Genomic DNA, 14,356 nt, shown 5'->3' with positions numbered 1-14,356 from the left:
GGGACGGCACCGTGTCCGTTGACGCAGGCCGATCAAGCCAGGCGCCGGCGGCCCTCGTCGCCGGGCAGGTCGTCCTCCACCGCGATCACGTCCATCGGCTCGGTGTCCGTGTACAGGTTCCGGTCGCGGTCGTAGCGCGACGGCTCGGTGTCCGCGGAGACGTCCCGGCCGCGCTCGTAGCGCATCGTGCTCGCGGGGTCCATCTGGAGCTGGTAGTGCCGGTACAGCTCCTGCACCTGCTCGCTCGTCAGCGGCTGGTCGGCCTCGTGGTCCACGCGGGGCGCGTCCTTGACGGTCGCCTTGTCGAACGGCACCTGCACGCCGTCCTCGAGGCTCGTGGCCCCGGCCAGCGGCACCAGTGACTGGTGCAGGCCCAGGAGCCCGGTGCTGACGCTCGCCCACGTCGGCCGGCCCGCGTCGTCCGCGTACACCTGGCCGACACTGCCGATCTTGTCGCCGTCGCGGTCGTACACCTCGCGGCCCAGCAGCGTGGCGCCATCGGTCTGGTTGGAAGTCACGGGGGATTTCCTTCCTCGCTCGTGCGTGTCGCTTGCACCATCAGGCATACCCGTCCGAAAGCGATCTATCCGCCCCGCTATCGACGACTGATGCACCTCTTCCGGGTCCACGCTCATTCCTAGAATCCTAGGAAGCCGTACGCGATGTGGCCCGTGTAGCGCCCAGGGCAGTGGTTCGCCGAGCCGGGCCGGGCCCGGACGGATCGTTATGCTGGGCATTCATGAGCTGGTGGCAGCTGTACCCGCTGGGCTTCGTCGGTGCCCCGGTGCGCCCGGGCAGTACCGATGCCGCCACTGGGGTCGTGCACCGGCTGGGGCGGATCGAGCGCTGGCTCGACCACGTGGTGGACCTCGGGCTGGAGGGCATCGCGCTCGGGCCGGTCTTCGCGTCGATGACCCACGGCTACGACACCGTGGACCACTTCCGCATCGACCCGCGGCTCGGTGACGACGCCGACTTCGACCGGCTCGTCGCCGCGGCCCACGACCGGGGGCTGAAGGTGCTGCTCGACGGGGTGTTCAACCATGTCGGCCGCGCGCACCCGCTGGTTGGGCGGCCCGGGACGAGGGGCGAGGTGTTCGAGGGCCACGACTCGCTCGTCGTGCTCGACCATGACAGTCCCGCCGTCGCCGATCTCGTGGTGCGGGTGATGGAGCACTGGCTCGGCCGGGGCGCGGACGGGTGGCGGCTCGACGCGGCGTACGCGGTGCCGCCCCGCTTCTGGGCCGCCGTCCTGCCCCGCGTGCGCGAGCGGCACCCAGGGGCCTGGTTCGTGGGCGAGGTCATCCACGGCGACTACGCCGCGATGGTGCGGGAGTCCACCATGGACTCGGTGACGCAGTACGAGCTGTGGCAGGGCATCTGGCACGGCATCGCGGACCGGAACCTCTTCGAGCTCGCGCACGCGCTCAAGCGCCACAACGACCTGCTCGCCGGGTTCGTCCCGGCGACGTTCGTCGGCAACCACGATGTGACGCGCATCGCCTCGGCGGTCGGGGCGGACTTCGTGCCGCACGCGCTGGCGGTGCTGCTCACGGTCGCGGGTGTGCCGAGCGTCTACGCCGGGGACGAGTACGGCTGGACGGGCGTGAAGGAGCGGCGGCTGGGCGGCGACGACGCCGTCCGGCCGGAGTTCCCGCAGCACCCGCCGGCGGACAACGACATGGTGCGCCTGCACCGGGAGCTGGTGCTGGTGCGCCGGGCGCGGCCGTGGGTCGTTCGGGCCCATACGGATGTGGTGCACCTCGACAACCGTCAGGCGGTCCTGCGCACGGCGACCGGCTGGGGTGCCCTGATCACTGCGCTGAACTTGGCCGATGATCCGGTGGCGGTACCGTCGGGTGGCGCGCAGTCCCGCGCGGCCGGCCCCGCCACCCTGGACGGCGCCCGGATTCAGCTCCCGCCGCGCGGCTGGGGCGTGTTCACGTCCTGAGCGCCGCGCTGGAACGTGTGGAGCTGATCGCGCAGGTCGGGGTCGGACATCACGAGGTAGACCGTCGGGCAGTCGGCCGGCCCGGTCGCGCCCGGCACGCACAGCGTGCACGGCTCACCCCTGCGCAACGGGCACCGCGCGTCTCGTCTCATGCCTCGAGCGTGCGGGTGGGCCGCACCGGGCCGTCAGGGCCGGAGGTCCCCTCTTCGCGACCGCGGCGGCACGTCACGCGCCGGTGATGGAGCCGGGGCAGGATGGCCGGGCTTCACGGTGTCCGGCTCAGCGGTGGAACCTCAGGCTGTTCCGTGCTGGCTGGTGTGGCGAGCCGGTCCCGCAGCAGGGCATGGCGGAACTGCCAGACCCCGCCGGCCTGCCGCAGGATGCCGCGCCGGTGGGCGTCGGACAGGAAGGCCATGGTCCGCCATGGCAACCGGCCGTGGCGCCACCACCACAGCCGCGCCAGCTCGAACCGCCCCCAGGCACCGGATGCGAGCTCGTGCCCGAACGCGAACGCGAACGCGAGCGCAAACGGGAACCCGAACGCGAACCTGTCCGCCAGCACGCCCACCAGCCCGCCCACAAACCCGCCTATGAACCCGACTCCGAGGCCGCGCGCAAGGCACACGATGACGGTCCGGCGGCGATCACCGCGCAGCAGGCTGAGCGGGTCGGTGGCGGCCGGAACATCGGCTTCCGTGTCGCGCAGGAGCGTTGTGAACTCCCATACGAGCCCGTACGCGAGCGAGACCGCGAACCCGTACGCGAGCCCGTCATCGAGCGTCAGCCCGCCCGCGAACGCGATCACGAACCCGGACAGGTTGGCGAACAGCAGCCCGAAGATGAGTGTGCCTGCGAGCCGGAGGAGGATGGGGTCGCCGGTGCGGCGCCATCGGATCTGATGCCAGGATCGGGGTGGCGGTTCCTGCGGCCCTCCCGCGAGCCCGTAGGTCAGCCCGGCCACGAGCCCGCCCAGGACCCAGCCCACGAGCCCGCCCACGAGCCCGAGCCCGCCCACGAGCCCGAGCCCGCCCACGAGCCAGCCCACGAGCCGCGTCGGCCGGGGGACGGCGAGGCAGAGTTTCCACCACGCGAGGTCTTGGGTGTCGCGGTGGTGCATGTCGGCGGCGAGGTGTCGCAGCCATCGTTGGGCGTCGTCTCGTCGCCAGGTGTGTCCGTCCGGGCCGGGCTCGGGCGGGTCGGGGTAGGCGGCGGGGATGAGCCGGTCGAGCAGCCGCCCCCGCACGGCGTCGACGTCAGGCAGGCAGAGCAATGCGGCGGGATCGTTGTCGGCCTCGTCAGGGTCGGTGTAGGTGGTGCGGGCGAGGTCGACCCACAGCGGTGCCGACAGCGCGGCGGCCAGGCGCCCGTCGTGATCGGCGTCGCGGGTGAACACGCCCGCCCAGTCGACCGGGCGGGCGGTGGTCAGATGCAGGTAGTCGCGCACGGTCGTCGGGGACAGGGCGGTCAGTTCCAGGACGGCGGCGGCGGCCAGTGTGTTGCCGGCCAGGGCGGTGAGGGTCTCGAGGTATTCGGTGGTGCGGCTGGTCAGGACCAGCGGGGTGTCGGTGAAGGTGCCGCTGACGGCTGACAGCGCCTGCCGGCGGCGGTGTTCAGGCATCTCGTCCAGCCCGTCCAGCAGCGGCATCAGCTGAGCGGCGGGGACGGGACTGCGGTGGCCGTAGTCGGCTTCCAGCCGGGTGGTGATCCACTGGCCGAGCGTCTGTTCGTCGGGGTTCCACGTCGACAGGCGCAGCGGGACCGGCACGGGTGGCGGCGTGGCGGGGTGGTCGTCGTGGGTGTGCCGGGTGGTGGTGTGGAGGCGGGCGGCCAGGAGGGTGAGCGTCAGCCGGATCAGCAAGGCGGTCTTGCCGGCGCCGGGGTCACCGAGCACCACGACTCGGCCGTGGAGCCGTGGGTCGGTCACTAGTTGGTGGAAGGCGTCGGGGTGGGCCAGATCAACCGCGCCGGACAGGTCGAGCGGTTCGTTCATGCCGTCGGCGCGGATGTTGGCCCAGTGGTCGGCGATCGGGGGGCCGACCGTGGTCCACGAGGTTGGCAGCGGCCGGGGGTTGAGCAGTCGCCGACGGCTCTGCTCAGCTTTCCATACGGTCTCGACCGCGGTCGCCAACGCGGACAGCGTTCGCTCCGTCACGGTGGGGTCCGGGACCGCTGTACCGGAGTCCGGCCCGTGCATGCGCCGTGCGACCAATCCGCTGGCCACGGTCGCCGCGATGGCTGCGGTGAGCCATCTCCAATCAAACTGACCGTTGTTGAGCACCTGGTTGATCGCGACACCGCCGAACACGGCGATGAGCGCGGCCGTCACGATCCGCGCTGCGGCTTTGCTGGTCACTGGTCGCTGCTCCCACCAGCGAGGAACTGCCAGTCGTTCAGGTGCGACACTGCGACCCGGCACCCTCACTCGATCGAGGTTCAGCAATGATGGAACGGGCCAATTGTGGCAGCCTGCCACCACGCTGTCACGCCGATGAAGGCATCCTTGAGGGTTCACGGCGACCGGCTCGCTGAGGACGCGGCCCGGCAACGCGCAAGCAAGGTCCCCTCTCCGCCGCCGCGGCGGCACGTCACGTGCCGGGGCCACCGTGGCAGAATCTGCGCGTGCAGATCCGGCTCCTGGGACCGTTCGAGGTGCGTGCGGACGACGGCGCGCTCGCCGACGTGCCGGGGGCCCGGCTGCGAGGGTTGCTGGCCGCGCTCGCGCTGCGGGCGGGGCACGCGGTGCCGAAGGCGACGCTCGTGGACTGGATCTGGGGTGAGCAGCCGCCCGCGGACGCGTCGAACGCGTTGCAGCGGCTGGTGTCGCGGCTGCGCAAGGCGCTGCCGGACGGGGCGATCGAGGGGCACACGGACGGGTATCGGCTCGCGGTGCCGGCCGATGCCGTGGACGCGGTGCGGTTCGAGCGGCTGCTGGGCGCCGGGCAGGTGCGCGAGGCGCTGGCGTTGTGGCGGGGCGCGGCGATGCAGGACGTGGGGCTGCCGGACAGTGCGGCGTTCGACGCGGCCGCGGGCCGGCTCGAGGGGATGCGGCTGGCGGCGCTGGAGGAGCGTTTCGACGCCGAGACCGGGCACGGCGGCGGGGCCGAGCTGGTCACCGAGCTGACCGATCTGGTGGCGGCGCATCCGGTGCGGGAGCGGCTGGCCGGGGCGCTGATGCGGGCGCTGGCGGCGGCGGGGCGCGACAGCGAGGCGCTGCTGGTGTTCCAGCGGGCGAAGGAGGCCCTGGCGGACTCGCTGGGGGTCGATCCGGGGCCGGAGCTGTCGGCGCTGCACGTGGCGTTGCTGCGGGGGGAGCTGGGGCGGCGGGAGGAGCAGCGCAGGACGAACCTGCCGGCGGAGCTGACCACGTTCATCGGGCGGGACGCCGACGTGGCCGGGGTCCGGGAGCTCGTCGGCGGGCATCGGCTCACGACGCTGACCGGGCCGGGCGGGGCGGGCAAGACGCGGCTGGCGACGGAGACGGCGCGGACCCTGGCCGGGTCGCTGCCGGACGGGGTGTGGCTGGTGGAGCTCGCGCCGATCGGGGCGGGTGCCGACGTGGCGCAGGCGGCGCTGGCGGGGCTGGGGCTGCGGGACACGCTGCTGGGCGGCGCGCCCGACGCCGACCCGGAGGAGCGGCTGATCGCGGCCGTGCGGGACCGGGAGGCGCTGCTGATCCTGGACAACTGCGAGCATGTGATCGAGGCCGCGGCCGGGTTCGCGCACCGGGTGCTGGGCCGGTGCCGGCGGCTGCGGATTCTGGCCACGAGCCGGGAGCCGCTGGGGATCACCGGTGAGGCGCTGTGGCCGGTCGAGCCGCTGGGGCTGCCGGACGGGCATGCGGGGCCGGGGGCGATCGAGGCTTCGCCGGCGGTGCGGCTGCTGCGGGACCGGGCGGGTGCGGTACGGCAGGATCTGACGGCCGACGAGCACACCCTGGCGACGATGGCGCGGGTGTGCCGGGCGCTGGACGGGATGCCGCTGGCGATCGAGCTGGCCGCGGCCCGGCTGCGCACGATGTCGGTGGATCAGCTCGCGAACCGGCTCGATGACCGTTTCCGGTTGCTGACCGGCGGGAGTCGTACTGCCCTGCCGCGCCACCGCACCCTGCGCGCGATGGTCGACTGGAGCTGGGAGCTGCTGAGCGAGGACGAGCGGGCGGTGCTGCGGCGGCTGTCGGTGTTCTCGGGCGGGGCGAGCCTGGAGCTCGCCGAGCGGGTGTGTGCCGGTGCCGGGGTCGGCGCGGAGCTGGTCCTGGAGCTGCTCACGTCGCTGGCGGAGAAGTCGCTGGTGGTCGTCGCGGGCGGCGGGGGTGCGCCACGGTACCGGCTGCTCGGCACGATCAAGGAGTATGCGGCGCAGCGGCTCGCCGAGGCGGGGGAGACGGATCTGGCCCGGCGGGCGCACCTGGCGTGCTGCATCGAGCTGGCCGAGGCCGCGGATCCGCATCTGCGCCGGGCCGAGCAGCTGCAGTGGCTGGCGGTGCTGGAGGCGGAGCACGACAACATCGCGGCGGCGATGCGGGCGGCGATCGCGGGCGGTGACGCGCACGCGGCGATGCGGCTCGGGGCGGGTGCGGGCTTCTACTGGTGGCTGGCGGGGCACAAGGCCGAGGGCATCGAGCTGCTGGGCGCGGCGATCCGGCTGCCCGGCGCGGTGCCCGATCTGGTCCGGGCCCGGGCGCTGGCGTTCATGGGGATGTTCGCCAGCGGCGGGCGCAACGACGAGCGGCAGGCGGCGCAGTACATCCACGAGGCGTACGAGCTCGGCGGGCGCGGCGAGTCCAGCGACCCGGTGCTGGAGTTCATCGCGCCGCTGGAGCGGATGCTGCAGGGCGCGGATCAGGCGCTGCCGGCGTTCGAGACGCTGCTGGACGCCGACGATCCGCGGGCGCGGGCGCTGGCCCGGCTGCAGCTGGGCAAGATGCGCATCGTGCTCGGGCACGGCGGGCGGGACGCCGACGCGTTCCTGGAGCTGGCGCTGGCGGAGTTCCGGGCGATCGGGGAGCGGTACGGGATCCAGTTCGCGCTGACCGAGCTGGCCGACCGGGTCGCCACCCGGGGCGAGTTCGCGACGGCGTGCGAGCTGTACGAGGAGGCGATCGCGGTCACCACCGAGCTCGGCTCGGCCGAGGACGTGATCCGCACCCGGGCGCGGCTGGCGCCGCTGTACCGGCTGGCGGGGGACGACGCCGCGGCGGCGGCCACGATCGCCGAGGCGGACCGGCTCGCGGAGGGGGTCACGTGGCCCGACGCGCTGGCCGATCTCGCGCTGGCGAAGGCGGGGCTGGCGGGGATGGCCGGCGACGCGGAGGGGGCCCGCCGGCAGATCGCCGTGGCGAGTATCCTGCTTGGCCCGGAGGCGGACTGGCCGGGCAACCGGGCGGTGGTCCACGACCTGCTCGGGTATCTGGCCGACGACCTCGGCAAGGCGCGGGTGCACCGGGCGGCGGCGGTCGCGGCGGCGTCCGAGATCGGCTATCTGCAGACGATCGCGCAGGTCGTCGTCGGGGTCGCGGATCTGGCCCTGCGCCTGGACCGGCCGGAGCAGGCGGCGCGGCTGCTCGGGGCCGCGGCGGCGGTGCGGGGGCTGCCGGACCGGTCGCATCCGCGGATGGCCGGCATCGAGCGGGATGCGCGGAGCCGCCTCGGCGACGTGCGGTACGCCGAGGCGGCTCGGGAGGGTGCGGAGTCGAGCTGGCGGGAGCTGGCCGAGGTCACGCTCGCCGCTTGAACGAGCGCAGCGCCCACAGGTAGCCGGCGAGCCCGATGCCGGCGCACCAGGCGACGGCGGCGAGGGCGGTGCCGGTCGACGGGGCGCCGGTGAGCAGGCCCCGCAGGGTTTCGATGATCGGCGTGAACGGCTGGTATTCGGCGAACTGGCGGGCGCCGGCGCCCATGGTGTCGGCCGGTGAGAAGGCGCTGGACAGGAACGGGAGCATGATCAGCGGTACGGTGCCCAGGCCGGCGGACTCGGCGCTCCTGGCCGCCAGCCCGAGGGCGACGGTGAGCCAGCTGGCGGCGAAGGCGAGCAGCAGGACGAGCCCGGCCGCGGCGAGCCAGTCGACGGGGCTCGCGGTGGGGCGGAAGCCCATGGCGAACGCGACGCCGACGATGGCGGCCACGGCGACGACGGCGCGCAGGGTGGTCTCGATGACGTGCCCGGTGAGCACGGCGGCGCGGGAGACGTCCATGACCTTGAGGCGGTTGATGACGCCCGTGGTCATGTCGGCGTTGACGGCCGTCGCGGTGGCGCCGAGCCCGTAGCTGACGGCCATGATGATCAGGCCCGGGGTGACGTAGTCGATGTACTTGACGCCGACGTCGAAGGCGCCGCCGAGGACGTACACGAACATCAGCGCCATGACGATGGGGAACAGCACCGCGTTGAACACGGTGACGGGGTTGCGCACCGTGTGCTTGAGGTTGCGGCGCAGCATGATGGCGGAGTCGGTCACGGCGCTCACTGGGTCACCTCCGCGGTCGGGCGGCCCGTGAGGGCCAGGAAGACGTCGTCGAGATCGGGGGTGTGCACGGCGAACTCCTCGATGGCGATGCCGTGGGTGTCGAGGCGGTCGAGCAGGGCCCGCAGCGAGCGCACGTCGCTGTCGCCGGGCACGCGCAGGGTCAGGTCGTGTTCGTCGCGGACGGCGTCGGGCAGTGCCCGGGCCGCGGCGTCGAGCTGGGTGTGGTCGGGGAAGCGCAGCCGGACGTGGCTGCCGCGGATCTGGCGTTTGAGCTCGGCGGGGGTGCCGTGGGCGACGATGCGGCCGTGGTCGAGCACGGCGATGCGGGCGGCGAGCTGGTCGGCCTCGTCGAGGTACTGGGTGGTGAGGAAGATCGTGACGCCGTCGGCGACGAGCTCGCGGACGATGTCCCACATGGTGCGGCGGCTGCGCGGGTCGAGCCCCGTCGTCGGCTCGTCGAGGAAGATGATCTGCGGGCGGCCGACGAGCGTCATCGCCAGGTCGAGCTTGCGGCGCATGCCGCCGGAGTAGGTGGCCGCGAGTTTCGGCGCGGCGTCGGTGAGGTCGAAGCGCTCCAGGAGCCCGGTGACGACCCGTTCGCCGTCCGGCACCCGCTTGAGGTCGGCCATGAGCCGGAGGTTCTCGCGGCCGGTGAGCAGCTCGTCGACGGCGGCGAACTGGCCGGTGACGCCGATGGCCTTGCGCACGGCCTTGGTCTCGGCGGCGATGTCGTGCCCGGCGACGCGGGCGGTGCCGGCGTCGGCGTGCACGAGGGTGGTGAGGAGGTTGACCGTGGTGGTCTTGCCGGCGCCGTTGGGGCCGAGGAGGGAGAAGATCGAGCCGGCCGGGACGTCGAGGTCGATGCCGTCGAGGACGACCTGGCGGCCGAAGGTCTTGCGCAGACCCGAGGCGGTGATCGCTGATCCGTTCATGCCGGCAACGATCGGCGCGGGCCCTGACACCCGCCTGTCACGCCGCTGTCACGGCGGCCGGCCGGGGCCGGCCGCCGTGACACCGTGCTACTTGAGGTGCGGCTTGACCTGCGAGTTGTAGATGCCCTCGAGGGTGCCCTTGAGCTTGGTCATCTGGGCCTGGACGTCGCCGTTCTTGGTGAGGATCTCGGCGCAGGCGTTGGCCATCTCCTGGTCGGCGCCCGGCAGGAACACCCGGGCCCAGTCCTGGTTGCGGGTCACCGCGAGCTGGTCGATGGCGACCTTCGACTGGGGCGCCCTGGCGATCAGCGACGACGGGTCGGCGGACTTGCGCACCGGCATGTATCCGGTCGCGGCCGCGAACTTCAGGGTGTTCTCGGGCGAGGTGAGGAACTTGATGAAGGTGGCCGCGGCGACCTGGTTCTCGGGCTTGATCTTCTTCGGGATGCCGATGCCGGCGCCGCCCGTCGGGCACACCGGCGAGGTCTCCTTCGGGCCGCCGGGCAGGAAGCCGGCGCCGACGTCGAACTTGGCGGTCTTGAGGATGCCCACGAGGCTGCCGGTCGAGCCGACGGTCGCGCAGACCGCGCCCGCCGACAGGTCCTGAGTCGAGTCCTTGCCGGCGACGCCCGACCACTTGCCCTTGTAGACGGCGTCGGCGAGGAACTGCAGCGCCTGGACCGACTCGGGCTTGTCGCAGGTGAGGTCGAAGCTCTCCTTGGCCGACCAGCCGCCGCCGGCGCCCCAGAGGTTGTTCTGGAAGCTCCAGCCGGCGTATCCGGCCAGCGCCGGCAGCTGGAACGCGTTCTGCAGGCCGGCGTTGGCCGACTTGAGCTTCGGCGCCCACTCGGCGAACTCGTCCCAGGTCTTCGGCGCCCGGTCCGGCAGCCCGGCCGCGGCGAAGTGCGCCTTGTTCCAGTAGAACAGCGGTGTGGAGCGCGCCCACGGCACGGCCCAGATCGCGTCCTTGTACTTGTAGTCGGTGAGCAGCTGCTCCCGGAAGTCGCCGGTGTCCCAGTTGAGCGCCTTGAACAGCCCGTCGAGGGGGACGATCGAGTCCTGCAGGAAGTAGCGGAACCACCACACGTCGGAGAGCACGACCGCGTCGGGCAGCGTGCCGCCGGCCTGCGCGGCCTGGAACTTCTGCGCGATGTCCTCGTAGTTCGACCCGGCGGAGACCAGCTGCACCTTGATGTCGGACTGGCTGGCGTGGAACGCGTCGATGATCTGCTGGGTCACCTCCTGCGACCCGCCCGGGTTCGACGACCAGAAGGTGATGCTGCCCGCCGGCTTGACGCCGGTGTAGTCGAGGGTCTCCGGCTTGGCGGAGGAGTCCGTCGAGGTCGTCGACGGGCCCCCGCCGCACGCGGCCAGGGCCGCGGCCGACAGCCCGCCGGCGGCGAGGCCGAGGAACCGCCGCCGGCTGATCTCGGTGGCTGGTGGCTTGGACAAGGACATGGTTGGTTCCCTCTCTCGAGAACAGCGCAGTTGTGCGTGGTCATCCCTTGACGGCGCCCTGCGTCAAGCCGGTGACGATGTACCGCTGGAGCGCGGCGAACACGACGAGCACGGGGAGCAGGACCATGACGGTGCCGGCCATGACGATGCCGTACGAGGCGGCGGCGCTCTCGCTGTTGTGCAGCAGGGTGAGCCCGACCGGGAGCGTCATCATCTGCGGGTTCGACACGATGACCAGCGGCCACAGGTAGTCGTTCCACTCGAAGACGATGTTGACCAGCGCGACGGTGGCGATGCTCGGGGCGGCCATCGGGACCACCATGTGCCACAGGCGCCGCCAGTGCCCGGCGCCGTCGGTCTCGGCCGCCTCGAGCACGTCGGGCGGCAGCTGCAGGAACGCCTGGCGCAGCAGGAACGTGCCGAATCCGCTGCCGAGCCCGGGCAGGATGATGCCCCAGTACGTGTCCTGGCCGCCGAGGCTGCTGATGAACGTGAAGTTCGGTACGACACTCACCTGCGGCGGCACCATGAGCGTCGCGAGCACGGCGAAGAACACGTACCGTTTGCCCGGGAACCGGACGAACACCAGCGCGTAGGCGGTGAGCACGGCCAGCAGCACCTTGATCCCGGCGCCGATGACGGTGACGATCGCGGAGTTGAGGAACAGCCGCGCGAAGGGCACCGCCCGGGTCGCGTCGTCGTAGTTCTGCGCGTGCCACGGGTTCGGCAGGATGACGAGCTGCTGCGTGATGATGTCGGCCGGGGTCTTGAACGACGACAGGATCATGTACGCCAGCGGCAGGATCACCACGAGGACGGCGAGCAGGATCGGCACGTAGCCGGTGAGCAGGGTGGCCGCGAGGTTGCGGCGGGACAGCGGTTTCGTCTCGGCGGTGTTCACCGGTAATGCACCCGCCGCTCGAGGACGACGAGCTGCACGAGGGTCAGGATGACCAGCAGCGCGAACAGGACCGTGGAGAGCATCGCCGAATAGCCCGCCTGGTTGTACCCGCCGAAGGCGCGCAGGTACGCGTCGTAGATGAGGGTCGTGGTGCCGCGGCCCAGCGGTGTCATCGCGCGGATGATGTCGAAGGCCTGCAGCGAGTTGAGGATGCTCGTCACCAGCAGGAAGAACGTCGTCGGCGACAGCAGCGGGAACGTGACGGAGAAGAACTTGCGGGTCGCGCCGGCCCCGTCGATGGCCGCGGCCGCGAGAATGTCGGACGAGATGGACTGCAGCCCCGCGAGGTAGATCACCGCCGCGTAGCCGAGGTTCTTCCAGACGTACACGATGACGACCATGACGAGGCTGAGCGTCTCGTCGTTGAACCACTCGGGGCTGGTGCCGCCGAAGCCGCGCACGATCGCGCCGAGCGCGCCGACGGTGGGGTCGAAGATGTACTGCCACGCCAGCCCGACGCCGACGCCGGACAGCACGTACGGCGAGAACACGGTCGCCTGGGCCAGCCCGGCCCCGCGGACCTTCCGGTTGAGCCCGAGCGCGACGAGCAGCCCGAGACCCATGGACAGGACCACGGTCGCGACGGTGAACAGCGCGGTGGTGAGCAAGACCTGCCCGGCCTCCTCGGACCGGAAGAACTGCGTGTAGTTGTCGAGACCGACCGCCCGGGCCGTGTCGGAGCCCAGGGTCCAGTCGAGCGTCGAGTAGTACACGTTGAGCACGAGCGGCCGGTAGGTGAACCAGATGATCAGCGCGATGTTCGGCACGGCCAGCGCGATGAACACGGCCGCCTCGCGCAGTGTCCGTCGCCGGCGGGCACGCCTCGCCGAGCCGCGACTGTCCGCGGCGGCGGGGGCGAGCGGGACCGGCTCGGCCGTCGTCGGCCGGGGCCCTCCAATCATGATCGGCAGCTAACCGAGGCCAGTTGTACGCGTGGATACGTGGCGGTGAACGCACTCCGTCGACACCTGGAAGTCCCAGTCCCGCCGTCGGACAGCGCCGCTCGCCACTGGACGGCTGTCAGCTGCGGGGGCTCGGGCCGGCGTCCTCGGATTGTGATGTGAACGAGCCGGCCACAGGTGGCGGCGGGCGTGCATCAGGGGCATCGTCGAGGCTATGAGATCTTCTCACCGTTGGCGGGTGGCGGCGCTGTTGGTCAGTCTCGGTCTGGGGCTGGCCGCGTGCGGCGGGAACTCCGCGCCGCAGGCTTCGTGGTCGGGTGCGCCGGCCTCGGCCCAGCCGCCGGCCGGGGGCGCGTCACCGTCGGGGTCGCCGGCGCCGACCGGCAAGCCGGTCCACGTGCGGCTGTACGAGAAGGACGGAGCGACGTACGGCGTGGGCATGCCGATCATCGCGTACCTGTCGGCGTCGATCACGAGCGCCAAGGACTTCAACGCGGCGACGAAGGTCACCGTCAACGGGGAGCCCGCCCAGGGCGCGTGGTACTTCCAGAAGTCCACGATCTACTCCGGCTACCCGATCGAGGCGCACTACCGCCCGGCCGAGTACTGGCCGGCGCACGCCTCGATCGCGATGAGCCTCGACACGAAGGGCAAGTCGGGCGGGACCGGGCTCGTGTACGACAACAGCCTGACCCTCGACATGAAGACCGGGCCGGCGAACATCGGCAAGGTCGACGGCGGCACCCTGCGGATGGTCGTGACCTCCGACGGCAAGCAGGTCTTCGACTTCCCGGTGTCCCTGGGCAAGGCCAGCACCCCGACGTTCAACGGCGTCAAGGTCGTCATGGAGAAGAAGGCGGTCGAACACATGGTCGGCGACGGCTACGACGAGCAGGTGCCGTGGTCGGTACGGGTCACCAACTCCGGCGAGTACGTCCACTCGGCCAGCTGGAACGGCGGCAACATCGGCCAGCGCAGCACCTCGCACGGCTGCACCAACCTGACCGAGGCCAACGCCAAGTCGTACTTCGACTTCGCCCAGGTCGGCGACCCGATCACCTACACCAACACCGGCGGGCCGACGATGCCGACGTGGGACGGGTACGGCGACTGGAACGTGGCCTGGACCACCTGGCAGACGGGCGGCGCGGTGCCGGCCAACTGACGCACATCGCCACCCGCTCGTCCCGGCGTGCGGGCGGTATGTTCGGCCCGTGATCGAAGCCGACGTGGCGCGGTTCGCCGGGCTGTTCCATCCCTGTGGCCGCGCCGTTGACACACCGGGCCACCTGGTGGCACTGGTCGATGGCGGTGCGGCGAGTCGGCAGGAGGCGCTGACGCATCTGCGGGGTGCGGTGATCCATCAGGGGACACCGTTGACGGCCACGCCGCCCGCCGCAGTGTGCTCCGTCCGGCGTAGGCGCGGACGGAGCACACTGTTGGGCGTTACGTCACCACCAGAGCCACTGGGCGCAGAAGCGATGCTGCCGGACGGTGGGAATCGTGTCGACACTCCCGTCGCCGCGATACTCCTTGGCGGCATTTCGGCATGCGACTCGCGCTGCCTGGCGTTCTCTGCTGGTCCAGACGCCGTCGATAAACCACTTCGGCGGACCGCCGCCACCAACGAGACGTCGTAAGCCGGTCCGCGGATGATACGGACCGTCCTTGTCTGTACGAGACATGTTG

At 71.8% G+C, this 14,356-nt stretch carries 11 protein-coding genes; 3 read left to right on the top strand and 8 right to left on the bottom strand.

The features are described 5' to 3' along the window. Positions 1 to 32: 32 nt before the first annotated feature. Positions 33 to 518 carry a PRC-barrel domain-containing protein gene (locus ACQP2P_RS29525; protein ID WP_433606242.1) on the bottom strand — a complete coding sequence of 162 codons (486 nt, stop codon included), beginning with the start codon at positions 516 to 518 and terminating at the stop codon, positions 33 to 35. 221 nt (positions 519 to 739) lie between these two features. Here ACQP2P_RS29525 and ACQP2P_RS29520 point away from each other — a divergent pair, with 221 nt between their 5' ends. Next, positions 740 to 1,951, top strand: a complete 1,212-nt coding sequence (locus ACQP2P_RS29520) for an alpha-amylase family protein (RefSeq protein WP_433606240.1) — start codon at positions 740 to 742, stop codon at positions 1,949 to 1,951. Here the strand turns inward: ACQP2P_RS29520 and ACQP2P_RS29515 are convergent. Both ACQP2P_RS29515 and ACQP2P_RS29510 read right to left on the bottom strand, forming a co-directional pair. Further along, positions 1,912 to 2,103 carry a DUF6767 domain-containing protein gene (locus ACQP2P_RS29515; protein ID WP_433606238.1) on the bottom strand — a complete coding sequence of 64 codons (192 nt, stop codon included), beginning with the start codon at positions 2,101 to 2,103 and terminating at the stop codon, positions 1,912 to 1,914. The genes ACQP2P_RS29520 and ACQP2P_RS29515 overlap by 40 nt on opposite strands. A 113-nt stretch (positions 2,104 to 2,216) precedes the next feature. Beyond that, a complete protein-coding gene (locus ACQP2P_RS29510) occupies positions 2,217 to 4,427 on the bottom strand; it encodes a hypothetical protein (RefSeq protein WP_433606236.1) in 2,211 nt (736 codons plus the stop codon). 143 nt (positions 4,428 to 4,570) lie between these two features. Here ACQP2P_RS29510 and ACQP2P_RS29505 point away from each other — a divergent pair, with 143 nt between their 5' ends. After that, positions 4,571 to 7,681 carry a BTAD domain-containing putative transcriptional regulator gene (locus tag ACQP2P_RS29505; RefSeq protein WP_433606234.1) on the top strand — a complete coding sequence of 1,037 codons (3,111 nt, stop codon included), beginning with the start codon at positions 4,571 to 4,573 and terminating at the stop codon, positions 7,679 to 7,681. On the opposite strand, the gene ACQP2P_RS29500 is transcribed toward ACQP2P_RS29505, so the two are convergent. From ACQP2P_RS29500 to ACQP2P_RS29480, 5 genes are all read right to left on the bottom strand, one after another. Continuing rightward, complete coding sequence (locus tag ACQP2P_RS29500; RefSeq protein ID WP_433619316.1) at positions 7,665 to 8,387, bottom strand: ABC transporter permease; 723 nt, start codon at positions 8,385 to 8,387, stop codon at positions 7,665 to 7,667. The genes ACQP2P_RS29505 and ACQP2P_RS29500 overlap by 17 nt on opposite strands. 23 nt (positions 8,388 to 8,410) lie before the next feature. Beyond that, entirely contained in the window at positions 8,411 to 9,346 is a 936-nt protein-coding gene (locus ACQP2P_RS29495; protein WP_433606232.1) for an ATP-binding cassette domain-containing protein, read from the bottom strand. Positions 9,347 to 9,433: 87 nt separating this feature from the next. Further along, entirely contained in the window at positions 9,434 to 10,804 is a 1,371-nt protein-coding gene (locus ACQP2P_RS29490) for an ABC transporter substrate-binding protein (protein WP_433606230.1), read from the bottom strand. Positions 10,805 to 10,844: 40 nt separating this feature from the next. Then, positions 10,845 to 11,705 (bottom strand): carbohydrate ABC transporter permease, encoded by an 861-nt coding sequence (locus ACQP2P_RS29485; RefSeq protein WP_433606228.1) that lies wholly within the window; start codon positions 11,703 to 11,705, stop codon positions 10,845 to 10,847. Then, positions 11,702 to 12,667, bottom strand: a complete 966-nt coding sequence (locus ACQP2P_RS29480) for a carbohydrate ABC transporter permease (protein ID WP_433606226.1) — start codon at positions 12,665 to 12,667, stop codon at positions 11,702 to 11,704. Before ACQP2P_RS29480 ends, ACQP2P_RS29485 begins: the two co-directional genes overlap by 4 nt. Before the next feature lie 238 nt (positions 12,668 to 12,905). Here ACQP2P_RS29480 and ACQP2P_RS29475 point away from each other — a divergent pair, with 238 nt between their 5' ends. Further along, complete coding sequence (locus ACQP2P_RS29475) at positions 12,906 to 13,832, top strand: L,D-transpeptidase (protein WP_433606224.1); 927 nt, start codon at positions 12,906 to 12,908, stop codon at positions 13,830 to 13,832. The last annotated feature ends 524 nt before the right edge of the window (positions 13,833 to 14,356 follow it).

Source organism: Dactylosporangium sp. CA-139114 (assembly GCF_050955725.1).
Classification (GTDB): Bacteria; Actinomycetota; Actinomycetes; order Mycobacteriales; family Micromonosporaceae; genus Dactylosporangium.
The sequence above is the reverse complement of the archived record's forward strand: the minus strand, read 5'-3'. Positions and strand labels throughout refer to the sequence as shown.